Genomic DNA, 17,361 nt, shown 5'->3' on the forward strand with positions numbered 1-17,361 from the left:
TTACAAACCTCCTAATATGCTTTCTGCAGCTATCTCTGGATGATTGTCTGGATTATATATATACTTTATTGTGGCTCCAGAATAGACAGAATAGGCCGCGGCATAATACCTGTTAACCTCCTGGTGTTCCTTTATGTCCTGTACTGTATCACTGTCACGGCTCCTTGTTGAATCGTTATCTCTCCTGCGCTTAATTTCCTCCGGAGTGGATTCTATAAGAAAATAGGAGGAAACCATTAATTCCCTTAGGACCCATTCCGGCAACCCGGGTAGATAACCTGCAGGTGACTTTATGGACATATGGGTATCTATTATGATATTATCCATCTTTCCTATTTTGTTTGATGCCTTTTTCTGCAGATTTTTCTGGGTATCCACATCAAGCCTTCTTATGTCGTCCCTGGATTTTACAAGATCAAGGTCCACAGCCATATCGAACATCAGGGTACCGAAATTAATTATCTCATACTGTGTTTTTTTTGAAACCATTTCCAGGATTGTTGATTTTCCAACACCTGGAATGCCTGAAATTACTACTCTCATGTTTATCCACCACTGAAGAACTGCCTTATCAATGGATGCATCTCCATCAACTGTTCTCTCCCCATTGCCTCATAGAATTGTATTACAATTCCAACAGCCAGCAACAGACCTGTACCGCTGGTGTCACCAACTGTACCGATGAGATCGGCAGCCCCTGCCAGTATTCCCACAATTGCACCGCTGAATATAGTTATTGCGGGTATATACTTGCTCAGCACCTTGGCCATTATACGTGGATCGCGCCGGAAACCGGGTATCTGCATACCACTGGAACGGATCTGCTTTGCAACAGCATCCGGCCCCATATTGGTTGTTTCAATCCAGAACTTTGCAAACAGTATACTGAACCCAACCAGGAAAGCCATGAATACTATGATATGGATCAGTTCTTCCACAGGCGTGTGACCCAATAGCACGCTCTGTGAGACAGAGGGTTGCAATATTGGGAACAACCAGTCGGATAAACCGTTAGGCGTATAAAGATAAAACGCCAGCCCTCCCGTGGGTGTTGTGGAAGATATGCCCAGTGCCGAAATCTGCGCTGATGAGGCATAAGATCCGAGCAGATGGCTATGGCCCAGTATAGGAATCTTATCCAGAACCGGACTGTGCCAGAATAGCAGGGTCCACATGGATATGTTTGCCAGAAGCGCTGTGGCAAGTATAACAGGTATGTTTGAAGCATATAAAAGCTGCAGTGGGTACCTTCCCCTGGCTCCCCTTACACGCTCATGTGCTATGGGGAGCTCAATCTTGCTGCTCTGGAAGAAGGCTACTATGAAGAATATAAGCAGCGTCCCTACAAGCGCTATCATTGGGTTTGGCTGCGCAAAGAGTATCTGCTCCATTCCGGTGTTTGTCAGGTATGAACCTAGTGCATTCATGAAAAGGTAAAGGGCTTTAGGTATTGCCCCTGCAGGAGGATTTGAAAGAGAAAGTGGGGATGTTATTGTGGATGGTATCCAGTTAAATGTACCTGTAAAGAGCTGCTGTGATACCCCTGCAGCAATAAATAGTGAGATACCTGATCCTATACCATATTTTGATACCACCTCATCCATAAGGAATACAAGATATGAACCGAAGAATAGCTGAAGTATAATAATGCTCTGTGCCAGGAATTCACCGTATCCGGGAACAACATGTGCTATGCTGGATACTAAACCGGCATCAGGCACGAGAAACCCGAATGCCTGTGGAATAGCCTCTACAAATATCATTATAATTACCAGGAGTTTCTGGAATCCCTGATACATGGCCTTATCACTGGAATCGCTTAGGTCCAGGTTGAATATTTTTGCCCCTGCAAATAACTGCATTACTATACTTGCTGTTACAATGGGCCCGATACCTAGATCCATAAGTGACCCGGATGCACCAGCAAAAATTGCCCTAAATGAGGCAAATACATCCACAGTCTTTGATGTGTTGAGCCCGTATATGTAAACGTTTGTCAGGGCAAAATATATAAGGACAACCACTGCAGTCCACATTAATTTATATTTGAATGGAACGTGACCCTTGGCTTTTTTAACCGCAGGAAGTTTTGCTGTAAGGTTTTCAAGACCGTACAGTTTGCTCTTTTTCGGTCCCCTGTAGCTCAAAAGCAGGTATGCAATAATAAAAAGTGGCGATGATAGCAGTCCAAGGATGAATAATTTGAGCCCGGTATAATGCGAGAAATAATAAAATACAACGATAAACAGGGCGAATATAAATATTACGGGAATGGCGGCTCCCTTATTTCTACGGATTTCAGTCATTTTCTATCTTAGTACCGTAATTGGAAAGCTTATTAATAGATTTTTCGGTAGCCTGCGGTATTTTGATCCTGCACTTCACCTCGAAGTTTCCGGTACCCAGCAGCTTGGTATAACCCGCACCCTCCAGATCTATCAAGTCATCCACAACATAGCCCATTGCCTTTAGTTCCTCATAACGGTCGTTAAGCTGATTGAGGGTTATAGGCTTTTCATAGGTTTTTGAATGGCTTGTAAATCCGTGTACTCCATAATGGTTTTTATCGTGAAGTATCAGCCATATTTTCCTATGGCCACCGAGGCCTGCCATTCCATTACCTCCTTTTTTACCCTTGCCTCTGCCTGATTTCATACCTCTGCCATAATGGCCTCCTCTTAATTTTTTAGTTTTTGTTCTCACCATTTAAATTCACCCCCGGAATAATCATACGCCTTATCAGCTTATTGATTTCACTGCCCCTGTAACCAGCAGAACCCTTCTGGTGGAATGGTTTCTGTATTGCCTCATATCCACCCTTTGGGGGATTCAATCTTATTACAGGATTAACGTCAGTTAGATCTTTAAACTTTAGTGTGCCATCAGCCAATTTACCTGCCAGTTCACTAATAGAGGAGTAACCTGACTCCTTCAGATAATCATCGGTTAATTTTTTACGGCCTTTTAATAGAACCCTGTCCTTGAGAACAAGTTCCAGGGTCTCCTGGTCTATTTCCCCCCAGGTCACATAATCCTTCACACGGTTAAGCATGCCGTTTAAGCTGTCTGACTCAGGAAAAATAACCATATGGTTTATTCTGTTAAGATTCAGTAATTCTGCAGTTTTTTCAGCACTGGGTTTTATTCCCGTGCTCCCCCTAATCCTTATTATTGCTATCATGTTCTATTCCTCCTACATATATGGGCGTTGTCAGATTTATTTTGGGGTTCATTTTCATTGATACCGTCTCTTTCAGGGCATCGAATGTTGCCAGCGCATAGTTTACAGTTGTCTTTGTGTGGCCTGATGCGAAACCCCATGCATCTTCTATACCTGCCATCTTCAGGATAATTTTTACAACATCCCCAACTGCAAGTCCAACTCCCTGGGGAGCGGGTTTAAGCTTGACAACAACTGATCCCGACTTTCCAGTAATTTCAAACGGCAGTGAATGTGGTCTTCCACATCCGCATTCCCAGGAACCGCATCCTCTCTTGATTTCTATAATGTTGGTTTTGGCATTGTTTATTGCCTTTCTTATGGCAGGTGCGGCCTCTTTTGCCTTGCCACGGCCTATTCCTATGTATCCATTTCCATTACCAACAACTGCGGTAATAGAATAATTCATCCTCCTTCCAGAATCGGTCATTCTCTGAGCTCTTTCAATGTTAATGACCTCATCCTGAAGATCAGGAATAAGATAATCAACTATCTGGTATTCTTGCAGAGGCAGTTTTGTGTGCAACGCGTCGCCTATGCTCTGAATTTCATTATTGGCCACAAGTCTTCCCAGTTCCGTTTTAGGAATCCATTCTTCGTCCATATTTATTCACCTTTTTTAACAAATTTTGAAATGTCCACCTTATTTTTTAGGTGTTCACCATTTATCCTGGATTCATCCGGGAACGAGTCTTCGTCTGCAGGAACATCAATGCCAGAGTCTATAATGCCCTTCAATGCTGCGGATAGCCTGCCCCCATGGATAAATTTATACCTTCCAGTATCCAGTATAGCCTCCTCTATTCCCTTTTCTGCTGCTTTCTTTCCAGCAAGATATCCTGCCAGGTACATTGCCTGTATGTTATTCCCGTACACTCCATATTCCTTTTGCAGGGTTTTATCTGTAACAGTTACCCTTACAACATCCCCGGCTGGATCATAGTCAACAAACTGGATCATTAATCCCTTGTTGCTGGGTCTTACTACAGCCCTTGTTATTTCTGATTTGAGTAGTTTATAACGTTTACCGTAATCCGTAATACCGGACTTCCTTCTCTTAAGAACTGGTGTTGTTTTCATTTTTATCCTCCTTTATTAATGATTCTGTCTTTAGATGCGAAACAAGCTGAGCTCTTGAAGTAAAGGACCCACTTTTTATGGTTCTATAATATTTGCGGTAGGTAGTCCTGTCGATGGCATCTTTTTCTTTTAATGTCTTTAATTCATTTCTCAGTGCCCTTATGGTTGTTATCCATCTTCTCTTCCTGGGATACCTTGCGTATTTTGTGCCCCTGACAGATCCTGGACCCCTTCTTCTCCCTTTGCTTAGCTGGTTTATTCTCTTCTTTAAGCGCTGATTTGAATGGTTTTTCTTATCCTTCTTCTGTATAACATTGAGTCCGATTAACTTTTTAATATCGTCTCTTGATGTGGCATCCAGTACTTTATCAAGGTTATTTGTATCTATCCATACCCTTGATTTGCCTACTTTCAGCTCATCTGCCGAGATTTCCCTTATGCTAGACATTTTCATTTTACCACCTTATTAAATACATGTATACCAAGATTCTCGGCCTCTGATTCGATATCAATTCTTTTCTTATAACCTACTGTCGAGGCTATTCTTGCTCCTTCCAGATCAGGATTTATGAGTGACAGCTCCTTAACATTATGTACAAGAACCTCCCTGAATCCGGATGGATGCAGTCCACGAACGGCCTTCGGGGTTCTGTAACCCGGGCTCACAACAGGTGGCCTGTAACCGAGATGTGTTCTGAGCTTTGAATGCTTTCCTCTTGGCCTTCTCCACGAATCGTCAAACTTCTTATACCTAAACCATTCCTGTCTATGGAATTCTACCCTTCTCCTATTTGCTTCATTTTTCTTTTTTAATAGTATTTTCTGTTCCTTAGTTAATAAGGGTTTATAGCTCATCTGGGTTCACCCCCTTTAATAGATATATCCCATCCTGGAAGACCCTTGCATCAAAGTGCTTTATGTATGTAGCCCTTTCTATATTTGATGCAGTGTCTCCCATATCTCTCTTATCTATACCCTCAATAATAACACGGTCTCCTTTTACAGATACCTTGCAATTCTTGATTTTTGCAATTCTTGGTGCCTTGCTACCCAGAAAGTTCTCCACGTAAAGAAGGTCTCCACGAACTGAAACCCTCATAGGGAAATGAGTAAAATCTATTTTCATTTCATATTTGAAGCCCTCAGTGACACCATGAAATACCAGGTTGAGTTCGGAATACCAGGTTCCTACTATGCCATTAGTGAATTTGTTTTCCTTGCTAACAGCTATTATTATGGAGTTTTCCTTTTTATAGACCTTTACATATTTGTCCCTGAAATTCCTGGATGTTGAACCAAGCTTGCCCTTGACATTGATTACTGTCCCATCAATGTCCACGTTTATTCCCTCTGGAATTTTTAATTCCATTTTATCTTTCCAATTTATCATTTAATCCACCTCATCAATAAATATAGGCCAGAAGCTTGCCACCAATGCCGAATTTCCTAGCTTCGAGGTGGCTCATCACACCCTTTGTTGTGGTGAGAATAATTATCCCGAAATCCTGTGCAGGGAGATATCTTGATTCATATCTTCCTATGCTGGATCTTGTAACAGATAACCGTGGTTTTATTACACCACAGTTATTTATTGTATCGCTGAGTTTGACGTTGAATTTTCCGCCTCTTTCCTCCTCTATTACCTCAAAGCTTTTAATATAGTTATAATCCTGCATAACTTTCAGGACTCTTCCTATTATTCTTGAAGCAGGTGCAATTGTTATCTCATTCTCCCCGATACGGGAGGCCATTTTAATTGTGTTTATTACATCATTTAAAGGATCACTTTTCATTACTATCACCTCAACTATATTTTCGGAAACCGATCTTCTCAGCCGTTTCCCTGAAACATTGCCTGCATAGCCTGATACCATATCTCCTTACCAGGCCTCTTTTTCTTCCGCATCTGACACATCCCTGTGAGTGCCCATAATTCTTTTTTGGCTGTAATTTTACCTGCATTGATATTACCTCACTATCTGAGCATTAAAGTTTTCTTCGAGGAATTTTATGCTTTCCTCTCTGGATATACCTATACTGGCAGGTATTCCCTTGGCACCTATTCTCCTTCTGGGAAGTCTGTACCCCCCGGCCCTCTTAAGGACTATGGCTATATCCATACCAAATATCCCGATATCAGGATCATATTTCATCCCCTTGAAATCGGTATAGTCGGTTATTCCGAAGTATGCATTCCCCTGCCTGTCGAAGGAATATACGGGTATCTTGTAATCCTTTGCATAAAATGCCTCCTTCAGAAACTTGTATGCATCAGCCTTTCTAAGTGTGACTTTTGCCCCTATGCTGAGGCCTTTTCTTATATTGAAATCCCTTATAGTCTTCTTTGCAGTTGTTATAACAGGTTTATGGCCCGTCAGGAGTTCAATAACCTTTGTGGCCTTTGTTAATCTCTCGCCTGCCGCACCAACACCTATATTTATAACAACCTTGTCTATGGAGATTTTTCTCATTGGATTCTCTGTTTTACTCATCATTTCTGGTCACCTCCAGATCAGGAGTCCTGAATGTATATTTTGGTGTTCCCACAACAAAGATATAATCCTTAATTGTGGAAAAACCCTCATTCAAATGCACCATATTTTTGACTGAAGACTGCTTTACCTCGATAGATTTTATTGATGCAAGTTCTCCCACATGGGAACCACCAGTAATAAATACCTTATCACCGTCAGCCAGTTTCAGAACATCCACTATCTCAAGGTCTGGCACCTTCATCAGCAAAACATCCGATGTGTGTATATCCTTCCTATCTGTTGTAATGGTTTTCCCGTCATGCATTCCAAGCTGTATTTTATTGTTACCAGCTACGGTTTTTCTCACAACTTTGAACAATTTTATACCCTTATTTTCCTGGGGGTTCTTCCTTGCAACCAGCTTGCCCTTCGAATCATACATTATGATATAATCATTGTCCATGCCTTCAATTGTAAGCACGTCCATGAATCCCACAGGAAATCTTCTATCCTTAACAATCTTTCCATCCACACGTACCAGGTTGTTGTTTAATATTCTTGTTATCTCACGCTCCTTGTCGCCGAGCTTTAAATAATCCCTCAGTACAATAAGCATGGGAATTGAATCCTGCTTCTTATGTGTGGCCGGAGTCGGAGTAACTGACCAGAAATTTGTTTTTCTGGGTATTTTCAGTTTTCTCGAGGCCATCATTATCTTAGTTTTCATTATTATCATCCTCTCCTAAATTTTTATCCTCTTCCGTAGAAGCATCGTTTTCATCTTCCTGTTCCGGGAGGTCAATAGTCTCACCCTCTGTTTGTTCTTCAACTGGCTCGGATTCGACCGGTGTTGCTTCCGACTCCGCCGGTTTTTCCGGTTCAGGTGCGGGCAGGTTTCTTCTTGCTGTTATATCTTTAATCTTGTTATATCTACCCTCAATGGAAAGGTCAAGTTTTGTTATCACAAGATTGCTATGATCAATATAATAGGCAACCTGCTTTCCATCTGCCTTTGGTAAGGTAATCCCCTCTATTGAGATTTTGTTTGTTTTATGGCTAACTGCAATTACCTTGCCTCCTTCTCCCTTTCTGGATCCAGAAACAATTTTCACGATATCCCCCTTTACCACTGGAAAGCGGCGTATACCGTATTTCTTCCTTAGTTCCTGGTTTAATGCCACATTTATTTTTGTATTTAACATAATACTTACCTCATACTATTGTAGATGCTATTGCGGCAATTCTTGGCCATCTCTCAGCTGCCTCTCTGGCAACTGGCCCTTTAATTTCTGAACCCCTTACCTCTCCCTCTGGGGTAACAAGAACAGCCGCATTATCTTCGAATTCTATTATATTGCCATCTGCCCTTCTATATGGTCTTCTCTGTCTTACAACCACAGCATACACTACTTTTGCACGCATTTCTGGGGTTCCTTTTTTGACACTGGCAATAAACAGGTCTCCAATTCCCGCTGCCGGTATTCTCCTTGCAACTGTGTGTAAATCCTTCACTCCTATCAAGCTGATCACCTTTGCACCGGTGTTGTCTGCGCACGGAATAACAGCACCCAGTGGAAGCCCTCTTGATTCATTTCCTGAAATCCCTTTCATCTTAGTTCACCTTCTCGATCACTACAAAGTCAATTGTTTTTGCCAGTTTCCTGCATTCTGCTGCCCTTACGCTGTCACCGACTTTTACATCGATGCAGTCAGGAAGGTGTGCGTGGTATTTCGTGAATTTGGTTTTATATCTTTCATATTTCTTAATGTATACCTTTGCTTCCCTGCGAATCACCACGCTTCGCTTCATCTTTACTGAAACAACCTTACCGGTGAGTATTTGTCCCCTGACCGGTAGCTCCCCATGAAAGGGGCAATTGACATCATTGCACTCCTTTTCGGGTGGCTTAACATCTATTCCTATATTTCTCATCTTGAATCATACCTCCTCAGTTTTTTGTATATTTTTCTTTTCTCCTTGGTTCTGTCTTCCGGTTTAAGCAGTATGGCATCACCATGGATATCATACCAGGCATCACCAAACTCCACACGGAATACAGCGCCGGTTTTGGGTATATTACATACCTTACTCCCGGCATCTATTGCAATCATATTCCTTGATTCGTCAATTATCTTACCATTAATGCCTACATTATTCATGTTAGGCGAATTCTTGACTTTGATATACTTACCTATTAATTCCTTTAAATAGACTTCATTAGTATTCATGCCATCTGAACCTTGAATCCCATGCTTTCCAGCTCTCTCTTCATAACATCTCTGTGATCGCCCTGCAATTCTATGCTTTTCCCATCTTTTACGGTTCCACCTGAGGCGGCCTTTTTCTTCAATGCTTTGGCAATCTCGTTGATGTTTTCTGTTTTCGGATCTATTCCATCAATAACTGTGACAAGCTTTCCATATCTTCTCTTGTCAACACTGATTTTTACAAGCTCACTGTCACGGTTAAATCCTTCCCAAGGCTGCAGTTCCTTTGGCATTCCTGTGAAATCTTTATCTTTCATTATCTTTTTTCCTCCATTATGGTAAGTATCCTGGCTATCTGCTTCTTTATAGAGTGCATGGTGCCCGGGCTTGCAGGAGCTCCACCCATGGCAATTGCAGATCTCTCTTTAAGAAGAGACTCTTTCAGTGATTTTAGTTTCTCATTCAGTTCTTCCGGAGTCATCTCCCTTAATTCTCTTGCCTTCATTTCCATTTTATTCTACCTCACTACTGTCATTAGTTTCCGGCTTCTCTGGTGCAACAGGAACCTTAGCCGCCGTATTAATTGATATTTCATCAGGAAGACGGTAATCCTGTCTTAGTAGCCTGACATATATGCCAATAGCGCCGGTTTTGAGCATGGCCACAGAGTAGCCACTTATCACTCCGGACCTGGCTGGTTCCCCAGAATATTTTATCTCGCCGAACATGAATTTCTGGGTTCTGGCACGCTCACCGGATATCTTCCCGCCTATTCTTATCAGAACTCCTCTTGCATGCTGGTCTATTATTCTCCTTAACGTTGTATTTCCTGCTTTTCTGTAATTCCAGCCTTTTTCAAGAGACAGGGCTATTTTCTTTGAAATAACCTGAGGATTAAGATCGGGGTTCTCTACTTCTTTGACCTCTATCTGTGGTGATTCAAGCCCATATTTTGATTCAAGGGTTGCAGTCATGGCCTTTATTTTAGACCCGTGCCTTCCTATTACGAGGCCAGGCCTGTTTACGTACAGTGTTATATTTGTCCCGAACGGTGTTCTCTTCATCTCCATTCCACCGAAACCTGCACTATCGTTCTCAGATTGTAAATATTCGGTAACAAGCAGTTTTTTAATGTTATCACTAACAAATTTCTTCTCCTTCATCTAATCACTCCTTTTCATTTTCTATTACGACTACATCCAGGTTTATAAGGTCTTTAAAGAATGCCCCGGCCCTTCCATATGCCTTCGGGGTAAATTTTTTAATCATTCTTCCCTTAGATGCGGAGATATGGTATATCTTCAGGTCATCAGTCAATCCCTTGAATTCTGCGTTGGCTGAAACATCGTCAAGCAGTTTTTTGAATGCCTTTACTGCCTTAACTGGGTATCTTCCAGGACCAACAGCCTTCCTGTGCGATACTGAATCAAGGTACCTGAAATATGGGACTGCCATTTTCTTTTCAAGAACAAGATCCAGTGTATTTTTGGCTGACTCCAGATTCATGCCCCTAATGAAATGGGCAACATTAACTGCGTCCTTTAAGGATATATCTGTCTCCTTTACCTGTGCTCTAGCGTGCTTTTCCGGCATATTATCTATACTGTATCCTTTCATAATATCACTTCAGTGGCAGGAATTTTGATGACCTTGTAGCTCCGACTCCTGGACCGGAATGCTTTACTTCTTTTCTCGTCGGTGCAAACTCCCCCAGATAATGACCTATCATTTCTGGCTTTATTTCAAATTTCAAATATGATGTGCCGTTATAAAGCTCTATTTTCTTGCCTATAAACTGTGGAAGTATGATAATATCTCTTACATGAGTTTTAATTGTTTCTTTATCCCCAAGAAGATCGTCAAATACTTTCTTCTGCTCATGGTTCATTTCCCTGTTATATGATCTCCTCACACGTGCCGGGAAAATTTCAAGAAGTTCCGGAAGCTCCATTTCTTCCAGCTCTTCTATGGACTTTCCACGGTAGGAAAACTCTCTGGCCCTTCCTGTTATGGCTTTCTGGGCTTTTCGGGCCCTTCTTTTAATAGATTTTACTGTTACCTGTCTCCTAACTACCATTTCTTATCCCTCCTTTTAGGTGATAATCTACCAACCTTGGCACCTGGCGGGGCACCTCTTGCTACAGTGCTCGGTCCTCCAACGTGCTGGTGGTTTCCACCTCCATGTGGATGGTTAACTGCATTCATTGCTACACCCCTCACAGTGTATGCTCTTTTGGCCTTGCTCTGTAGATATTTGATATGTCTCCCTGCCTTCAATATGGGAATATCCCTGGCTCCAGAACCTGCCACAACCCCAACAGTGGCATGGCAGTTCGGATTCAGCTCTCTGGTTTTCCCTGAGGGAAGCTTAACCGATACATAATTTCCATGACTTATTATAAGGCCGGATGACCCTGCCGTTCTGCAAAACTTTCCACCATCTCCGGGATGATTTTCAATATTGTATACGTAGGTTCCATCATCTATCTTGGATAGTGTTGTGGTTGTACCTGGGTTTGAATTGCCCATTTCTCCAGAATAAAGTTTTTGTCCTTTAAATGCGCCATTAAAAGCTATCATGTAATTTATTTCATTTTTTTCATTTTTTAGTGATAGAATTGGAGCATTTCTTCCCGGAGCCTGCACAATATCATATACTGTGTAATTACCATCAGAAAGATGCTTTATTTCTGATAGATGTCTATGGCTCGGGCTCATGTATGTTAATGAGCCGTGTCCTCTTCTCTGTGCTACTATATGTTTTCCCATTCATTTCACCCTAGAATATTCCAATCCTTCCGCCTATTTCTTCAGCAGAATAATCAGAGGAAAGCCTTGCAATTGCTTTTTTCCCCTTTTTTGTGATAAGGATATTAAGTCCTTCCACCTTCACGTCAAATCTCTCTTCAATTTCCTTTTTTATATCTGCCTTTTTTGCCCTGCGATCAACAATGAATGTTAATTTATTTTCCTTCTCCATCATTAGTGTGGTCTTCTCAGTAACCACAGGAGATATTATATAATCCATTTAATCCACCTCCCTCAGATTTTCTATTGCAGATGCCGTGTATATAGTCAGCCTGCCAGGGTTTCCCCCCGGGGCAAGCTTGGTTATGCTGAGACTGTTCAGGGATGCGAGATCAACTCCTGGAAGAGATGAAAATGCCCTGAGGTTCTCGCTGGAGGATCCAACTATCAAAAGACTTTTAGGCTGTTTGTATGTCCTGTTTCTCATTTTACCTCTTCCGGCCCTGATTTTCTTCCCGTTTTTAGATCTTAGAACATCATCATATACGCCTAGATTTGCCAGCACCTGAACTGCGTCCTTTACCTTCTTTATGTTCTCTATATCATCTTCCACAACTATTGGAAAAGTTAGTTTATCCACATAATCCTCTGAAATTTTATGCCCGCGGGCGATTATGCGTTCTTTGTTAGCTGTCATTGCGATGGCACTTAATTTTGCCATTTTTCTTTCCTTTTTATTAATTTTCTTATACAGTACCTTATCACTTCTCGGTGATAGGGCACTTCTACCTCCTACCATACTGGCGAGAAGTACACCCCTGGATCCGCTGGCAAGTCTTGGAATCCTGGAAATACCATGATTTGGACCAAGGTTATGCCCAACTCTTCTTGTTCCAGCAAGTGGACTTGATCCATAGGGCTGTCTCATTGAAAGCGATATAGCCCTGAAGGCCTTGTGAATAAGATCTTCTCTTGGATCAATATCGAATACAGGAGGTAAGTCTATTTCCTTGCTGACTTCCCCATCTATAGAATAAATATTAGCCTTCATTTTAATCACCCTGTTTTGATTCTCTTGAGATGTATGTTATCTCAACCTTTTCTGCATTTGATACTTTCTGTCTTGCCGGGTCTCTTAATTTTATTAACCTCTTGGCAGGACCGGATATGGACCCGTAAAGTAATATATAATCATTCCTTACCAGGCCGTAGTTTAGGAAACCGCCCTTAACATTAATCTCGTCGACATTGTCCTTTTTTCCAAATTTCATAATTCTTATATTATGTATGGTCCTCTGATGCAGTCCTACCTGACCAGCTTGGGGAACAGTATTTCTTACCCAGTCAGGATGCCATGGACCGAGAGTTCCTATCATTCTTCTGTGTTTCCTGTTACTCCTGGGCAGAAGCTTTACACCGAACCTCTTTACCACGCCCTGAAAACCTTTTCCTTTTGTAACTGAAATTACATCAACAAAAGAGCCCTCAGCATTGAAATCAGAGAAGTGCAGTTCCTTACCGAGCTTCTCTTCTGCGAGTTTAATTCTCTCAGGAATAGTACCTCCAGCTATTCTAACCTCAAATATTTCCGGAGTTTTATTAGGTATTCCTGTAACAAGTTTTGGATTGGTGTTAACCAGCAGCCTTACATCTGCCACATCCTTAACCTCTATATTTTTTGAATCCTTATTCTTGATTTCAGGTATCCTCTTAAAAACTTCTTTTTCTATGTTTTCAGCCCTCTTTTCTGTGAATACTCTGAGGCCATTGTCACCATCTTCATAGTAACGAATAGCTATAACATTCAAAGGAGGTACCTCTACCACTGTTACGGGAACCATTATGGTTTTTCCAGCTGTTACACTGGTTTTACGGTAATCGGTTACCTGAACGTGTGTCATTCCTACCTTATATCCAGCGAATGCCTGAATCTTCGATTTGCCTTCTATCTCTGGCCATGATCGAATTCCAGCCCCAATCTTTTTAGCACGTACTCTGGGATAGTACGCCATTGATCCCCTACGGGAATGATGCGGTGTTGCCATTTTATATCACCAACCGTTACACTTGCTATATTGCCAATAAATTGCAATATTCCGGGTTGCTATTTGCATTGCCCAATGTGTATGGTTAAATTGCGAAAGGTTATTGGATTAATATTTATTAAGTTTGTTATTATAATTTCTAATTCTTCCCACAATTTCTAATGGTAGATAACCTATTCCCTGCCTACAGGAAAACATGCTAAAGTATAATATATGCGTCTTTTATAATACAGTTAAAAATCATCTGGCAAATATTGCTAAGATGACGCCAAATGATTTCTTAAAGGTATCCTGGTATTCTTAATTTATTACTGATTATCAACGTTATAAAATATATATTATTTATGGGCAATTATATGGGTCCCCATGTGATGGTAGTATGGTTACCGGGCATAAATCCTTAATCTTCTGCAGGGACTGACGGGCATCTTCCATATTTTGAGTAAACATAGGGTCAATCTTAAACTTTTTTCTCTTTATAGTAAATGCATCCCCAACAAATACAGTGTTTTGCTCCTTATAATAAATAGATACATTGTCCTGGGAATACCCTGGCGTATCCATAACTTCAAGAAAATCAATGTCCATCTTATTATAAGAATATACATGCTGAATTCCTTCAAATCTCAACCCTTTCCCTTCTATTTCAAGAATTCCCTTTAAATTAGGGCCATTTTTCATGGTTCCCATCCCGCGTTTAGGCACGTATATTTTAGGATTGTAAGTATCGTAAATATCACGCAATGCACCCACATGGATATAATCTACAGCGGTTATCAATACGTAATCCGGGGAAGAACCAGTCGTACTATAATAATCCATTATTTTATTGAAGTCCGCCTGTATCCCGGCATCTATCTGGATAGTAGTACCGTTATGTTTTAATACATATGTATGAACAACTGTACCGGGTATCATGTCTATATTCTCAGGAAAATTGAAAACAATTTTAGACAACACATTTACCTCCTATCACGAAGATGTTAAAATTATATAAAAGGATATATTATTATAACAAGCAAGAGGATCAATAGATACATATTAGAAAATCCGAATGCACTTCTGAAATATTTTTTGTTGTATTCCTTGAAAGCTGGTCTCGCCACATAGTATAGTAGTATAGCATCCATGATTACTGCTATAGGCAGATATGCAAGTCCAAGTTTAATTGCTGGTACCAGGAATGGTATAAGAGAATAAAACACAAGTATTACAGTGTTGACAATAATCCAGAATTCAGTTTTTTTAACACCGACCATTGCAGGCAGCATGGGCACCTTACTGGCTTTATAATCATCAACATTATTAATTGAAAGATTCCAGAAGTGGGTTGGTGTCCACATAAATACAAGGAAGGCGAGAAATAGTGATGTAAGTGAAACCGAATTTGTTAGGGATGCCCATCCGGCGAGGGCAGGAAATCCACCTGCAATCCCTCCTATGACAATGTTAAGACTTGTCCTCCTTTTAAGGAATACGGTGTACAAAAATACATAACTAAGGAACCCGCCGAAGATAAATAATGCCGTAAGTAAGTTTATAAATAAGGAACTGACTGCAAATGAAACAATTATCATAATAAGAGCAATTGAAAATATATAGCTTCTTGTGTGTTCATTTAGTGTGCCTGATCTGGACCTGGTCCTTTTCATCTTTGTATCTATATCCATATCGTAGATGTTATTGAATATGCTTGCTGACATGGAAGCCAAGGTTCCTGTCAGGATAAGCAGGAACAATAGAAAAGGATGAGAGAAACTGCCCGGTGCTAAAATAAAAGCTGTTACGGCAACTAAATCTATTAAAATTGTGATTTCCAGTTTCGTTATTTTCATGAAATTTGTTAATTTACCCATATTTAGTCACCCTGATTAAAGTAGAAGTAATTTATAATAAAATAAAAGTATTTATGCACCAGCTGATGGTGGTGCAATTGTGCCATTATAGTAGTTGTTAGGCCCGTAGTTTTCAGAGTACCCGTCCATGTGGAATTTCTCAACCATCTCACCATGGGTTGTGGTGTTTAACCAGCTTTCGTACTGTGTTTTTGGTAATACAAATGCCTGACCTCTCATATGGGCATGACCGAGTCCACATAGTTCAACACACTCAAAGTGGAATTCCCCAGTTTCTGTAATATTAGTCCATATGTAATTATAATGTCCTGGAAAAGCGTCAACCTTCGTGACATTAATCAGATAGAACGAATGCATTACATCAACGCTGGTTACATTAAACTGAATTGGAGTGTCTGCTGGAAGTACAACAAAGTGCCTCGATGATGCACCATTGGGATATATGAAAACCCACTGCCACTGATATCCGACTACATCAATATCCATGTAGTGATGAGCATCAGTAGGGGCTGATGGTGCTGCTCCTGCAACCCTGATCCCATATGCTGGCGGTAAATCATATACCAGTAAGGACAGCAATATGAGCACCACAAACAGAACGAATAGCTTGAAGATGGTTTTATTCCCACGTTCAAGGTTCTCTATCCTTCCTGGTCTCATATCTACATCCTTATTGTACTTTGAATTTTCAAAGTCATCAGCTTTTTTTGGCTTGTAACTTTTGAGAAATACATACACATACCATAGAGCAAAACCTGCCCCTATCAAAATACCAGGGACAATATATGCCAGGAATATGGATGTAATTTCGGCTCCCGTAATGGAACCTCTTGGTATCAGATGATACACACTAGGTAAGATATTATATAGTTCTAACACTTTTTTCACCTTATTTTATTGTATAGTACGGTACATGAACCGAAGAGCTAACTATTACATATACATACATTCCAGCCTCGGCGTGGGTGGTTAATCCGCACACAGCCCAGTAGTGTCCTGGTTGTGTGTCGTTCCACCATATGGATCTGTAATGTGCAACATTACCATACCATATAGGATCTATTGTACCTGTGCTAATTATGACTTTCTTTACGTGAACACTAGTATGTGCCCATATAGGTCCACGTGCCCACTGTGATGCATATGGAAGTTCGAATTTAAGTGTGTGCGGCTTAACCTCATAATCTGTCATATTCGCATGTATATCTGCATTCGCTGGTAGGTATATGGTCATAGCACCGTATGAGGTACCGTTGAAATTAAATGGGTATGCATTAGGGTGCCCATTTCCCTGCCCCCAGGCTGCCAGTGAGAGATTCACTATTTGAACTGTTGTTCCATTAACAGTAGTATTATAGTATGGTATCGCCTTGTAGTTAACTTTGCCCTGGTCTGACATAACTGTATTCATTGGCTGATAAGTAGCAACTGTTATACCAATAGCCGCTATAAGTACTATAGCTATCGCAAGTACTGCAAAAGCTGCCTTTGTAATCGGTTTCAACTAAACCACCTTCCCATAAATACCTGGAGAAATAGCCAAAGGCTAAACCATATGGCTATTATGATTACAGCCACAGCATATGGGTTCTTCCATATACCGACTTCTCCATATTCAAGGTCATCGTCACCCAGTTCCATATCCACATCTTCATAACTGTACGAAGATGCCACTCCGCTTTTATTTTTGTTTATCGTTTCTGCGTTTTCTTTATTTATATTATCCATTT

Annotated in this window: 31 protein-coding genes; all 31 read right to left on the reverse strand. The window is 40.9% G+C overall.

All coding sequences use genetic code 11. The annotated features are described in order from the left end of the window. Positions 1-543: an adenylate kinase gene (locus tag RE471_RS00355; protein ID WP_309214760.1), complete on the reverse strand. Its 543-nt coding sequence runs from the start codon at positions 541-543 to the stop codon at positions 1-3. 2 nt (positions 544-545) lie between these two features. Next, entirely contained in the window at positions 546-2,306 is a 1,761-nt protein-coding gene (secY, locus tag RE471_RS00360; protein WP_309214761.1) for a preprotein translocase subunit SecY, read from the reverse strand. Further along, positions 2,299-2,706, reverse strand: coding sequence for an uL15m family ribosomal protein (locus tag RE471_RS00365; protein ID WP_309214762.1), 408 nt, complete (start codon positions 2,704-2,706; stop codon positions 2,299-2,301). The genes secY and RE471_RS00365 overlap by 8 nt, the downstream gene beginning before the upstream one ends. After that, complete coding sequence (locus tag RE471_RS00370; protein WP_309214764.1) at positions 2,687-3,181, reverse strand: 50S ribosomal protein L30; 495 nt, start codon at positions 3,179-3,181, stop codon at positions 2,687-2,689. The genes RE471_RS00365 and RE471_RS00370 overlap by 20 nt, the downstream gene beginning before the upstream one ends. Further along, a complete protein-coding gene (locus RE471_RS00375) occupies positions 3,159-3,824 on the reverse strand; it encodes a 30S ribosomal protein S5 (RefSeq protein ID WP_298278077.1) in 666 nt (221 codons plus the stop codon). Before RE471_RS00375 ends, RE471_RS00370 begins: the two co-directional genes overlap by 23 nt. A 2-nt stretch (positions 3,825-3,826) precedes the next feature. Next, the gene (locus RE471_RS00380) at positions 3,827-4,300 is read right to left on the reverse strand and encodes a 50S ribosomal protein L18 (protein WP_309214766.1); all 474 of its coding nucleotides are present in this window, start codon (positions 4,298-4,300) and stop codon (positions 3,827-3,829) included. After that, positions 4,278-4,754 (reverse strand): 50S ribosomal protein L19e, encoded by a 477-nt coding sequence (locus RE471_RS00385; RefSeq protein ID WP_309214767.1) that lies wholly within the window; start codon positions 4,752-4,754, stop codon positions 4,278-4,280. Before RE471_RS00385 ends, RE471_RS00380 begins: the two co-directional genes overlap by 23 nt. Then, complete coding sequence (locus tag RE471_RS00390; RefSeq protein ID WP_309214768.1) at positions 4,751-5,155, reverse strand: 50S ribosomal protein L32e; 405 nt, start codon at positions 5,153-5,155, stop codon at positions 4,751-4,753. The genes RE471_RS00385 and RE471_RS00390 overlap by 4 nt, the downstream gene beginning before the upstream one ends. Further along, positions 5,145-5,690 carry a 50S ribosomal protein L6 gene (locus tag RE471_RS00395; protein ID WP_309214770.1) on the reverse strand — a complete coding sequence of 182 codons (546 nt, stop codon included), beginning with the start codon at positions 5,688-5,690 and terminating at the stop codon, positions 5,145-5,147. The genes RE471_RS00390 and RE471_RS00395 overlap by 11 nt, the downstream gene beginning before the upstream one ends. Before the next feature lie 13 nt (positions 5,691-5,703). Beyond that, positions 5,704-6,093, reverse strand: coding sequence for a 30S ribosomal protein S8 (locus RE471_RS00400; protein ID WP_309214771.1), 390 nt, complete (start codon positions 6,091-6,093; stop codon positions 5,704-5,706). A gap of 10 nt (positions 6,094-6,103) precedes the next feature. Beyond that, on the reverse strand, positions 6,104-6,262 hold the full coding sequence (locus RE471_RS00405; RefSeq protein ID WP_309214772.1) for a 30S ribosomal protein S14: 159 nt from the start codon (positions 6,260-6,262) through the stop codon (positions 6,104-6,106). Between the two features lie 5 nt (positions 6,263-6,267). Further along, positions 6,268-6,795, reverse strand: coding sequence for a 50S ribosomal protein L5 (locus tag RE471_RS00410; RefSeq protein ID WP_309214773.1), 528 nt, complete (start codon positions 6,793-6,795; stop codon positions 6,268-6,270). After that, on the reverse strand, positions 6,785-7,501 hold the full coding sequence (locus RE471_RS00415; RefSeq protein ID WP_309214774.1) for a 30S ribosomal protein S4e: 717 nt from the start codon (positions 7,499-7,501) through the stop codon (positions 6,785-6,787). Before RE471_RS00415 ends, RE471_RS00410 begins: the two co-directional genes overlap by 11 nt. Further along, a complete protein-coding gene (rplX, locus tag RE471_RS00420; protein WP_309214775.1) occupies positions 7,491-7,976 on the reverse strand; it encodes a 50S ribosomal protein L24 in 486 nt (161 codons plus the stop codon). The genes RE471_RS00415 and rplX overlap by 11 nt, the downstream gene beginning before the upstream one ends. A 10-nt stretch (positions 7,977-7,986) precedes the next feature. Beyond that, complete coding sequence (gene rpl14p / locus RE471_RS00425) at positions 7,987-8,385, reverse strand: 50S ribosomal protein L14 (RefSeq protein ID WP_298278101.1); 399 nt, start codon at positions 8,383-8,385, stop codon at positions 7,987-7,989. Between the two features lies 1 nt (position 8,386). Further along, positions 8,387-8,707: a 30S ribosomal protein S17 gene (locus RE471_RS00430; protein WP_309214776.1), complete on the reverse strand. Its 321-nt coding sequence runs from the start codon at positions 8,705-8,707 to the stop codon at positions 8,387-8,389. Next, positions 8,704-9,003: a ribonuclease P protein subunit gene (locus RE471_RS00435; RefSeq protein ID WP_309214777.1), complete on the reverse strand. Its 300-nt coding sequence runs from the start codon at positions 9,001-9,003 to the stop codon at positions 8,704-8,706. Before RE471_RS00435 ends, RE471_RS00430 begins: the two co-directional genes overlap by 4 nt. Further along, on the reverse strand, positions 9,000-9,299 hold the full coding sequence (gene yciH / locus RE471_RS00440) for a stress response translation initiation inhibitor YciH (RefSeq protein WP_309214778.1): 300 nt from the start codon (positions 9,297-9,299) through the stop codon (positions 9,000-9,002). The genes RE471_RS00435 and yciH overlap by 4 nt, the downstream gene beginning before the upstream one ends. Beyond that, positions 9,299-9,493 carry a 50S ribosomal protein L29 gene (gene rpmC, locus RE471_RS00445; RefSeq protein ID WP_298278109.1) on the reverse strand — a complete coding sequence of 65 codons (195 nt, stop codon included), beginning with the start codon at positions 9,491-9,493 and terminating at the stop codon, positions 9,299-9,301. The genes yciH and rpmC overlap by 1 nt, the downstream gene beginning before the upstream one ends. 1 nt (position 9,494) lies before the next feature. Further along, the gene (locus RE471_RS00450; protein ID WP_309214779.1) at positions 9,495-10,145 is read right to left on the reverse strand and encodes a 30S ribosomal protein S3; all 651 of its coding nucleotides are present in this window, start codon (positions 10,143-10,145) and stop codon (positions 9,495-9,497) included. A 4-nt stretch (positions 10,146-10,149) separates the two neighbouring features. Beyond that, positions 10,150-10,599: a 50S ribosomal protein L22 gene (locus RE471_RS00455; protein WP_309214781.1), complete on the reverse strand. Its 450-nt coding sequence runs from the start codon at positions 10,597-10,599 to the stop codon at positions 10,150-10,152. 4 nt (positions 10,600-10,603) lie between these two features. Further along, positions 10,604-11,059, reverse strand: a complete 456-nt coding sequence (locus tag RE471_RS00460; protein WP_309214782.1) for a 30S ribosomal protein S19 — start codon at positions 11,057-11,059, stop codon at positions 10,604-10,606. Continuing rightward, a complete protein-coding gene (locus RE471_RS00465) occupies positions 11,053-11,751 on the reverse strand; it encodes a 50S ribosomal protein L2 (RefSeq protein ID WP_309214783.1) in 699 nt (232 codons plus the stop codon). The genes RE471_RS00460 and RE471_RS00465 overlap by 7 nt, the downstream gene beginning before the upstream one ends. 10 nt (positions 11,752-11,761) lie before the next feature. Then, positions 11,762-12,010 (reverse strand): 50S ribosomal protein L23, encoded by a 249-nt coding sequence (locus RE471_RS00470; RefSeq protein WP_298278123.1) that lies wholly within the window; start codon positions 12,008-12,010, stop codon positions 11,762-11,764. Next, positions 12,011-12,781: a 50S ribosomal protein L4 gene (gene rpl4p / locus RE471_RS00475; RefSeq protein WP_298278126.1), complete on the reverse strand. Its 771-nt coding sequence runs from the start codon at positions 12,779-12,781 to the stop codon at positions 12,011-12,013. Between the two features lies 1 nt (position 12,782). Next, positions 12,783-13,775, reverse strand: a complete 993-nt coding sequence (rpl3p, locus tag RE471_RS00480; RefSeq protein WP_309214785.1) for a 50S ribosomal protein L3 — start codon at positions 13,773-13,775, stop codon at positions 12,783-12,785. 342 nt (positions 13,776-14,117) lie between these two features. Next, positions 14,118-14,732, reverse strand: coding sequence for an MBL fold metallo-hydrolase (locus RE471_RS00485; protein WP_309214786.1), 615 nt, complete (start codon positions 14,730-14,732; stop codon positions 14,118-14,120). 32 nt (positions 14,733-14,764) lie between these two features. Continuing rightward, entirely contained in the window at positions 14,765-15,631 is an 867-nt protein-coding gene (gene cyoE / locus RE471_RS00490) for a heme o synthase (RefSeq protein ID WP_309214787.1), read from the reverse strand. Between the two features lie 51 nt (positions 15,632-15,682). Continuing rightward, a complete protein-coding gene (locus tag RE471_RS00495; RefSeq protein ID WP_309214788.1) occupies positions 15,683-16,510 on the reverse strand; it encodes a cytochrome-c oxidase in 828 nt (275 codons plus the stop codon). 10 nt (positions 16,511-16,520) lie between these two features. After that, positions 16,521-17,135, reverse strand: coding sequence for a sulfocyanin (locus RE471_RS00500; RefSeq protein ID WP_309214789.1), 615 nt, complete (start codon positions 17,133-17,135; stop codon positions 16,521-16,523). Next, entirely contained in the window at positions 17,132-17,359 is a 228-nt protein-coding gene (locus RE471_RS00505; protein ID WP_309214790.1) for a hypothetical protein, read from the reverse strand. The genes RE471_RS00500 and RE471_RS00505 overlap by 4 nt, the downstream gene beginning before the upstream one ends. Between the last annotated feature and the right edge of the window lie 2 nt (positions 17,360-17,361).

This window comes from Ferroplasma sp. (genome assembly GCF_031200575.1).
In the GTDB taxonomy this organism is placed as follows: domain Archaea; phylum Thermoplasmatota; class Thermoplasmata; order Thermoplasmatales; family Thermoplasmataceae; genus Ferroplasma.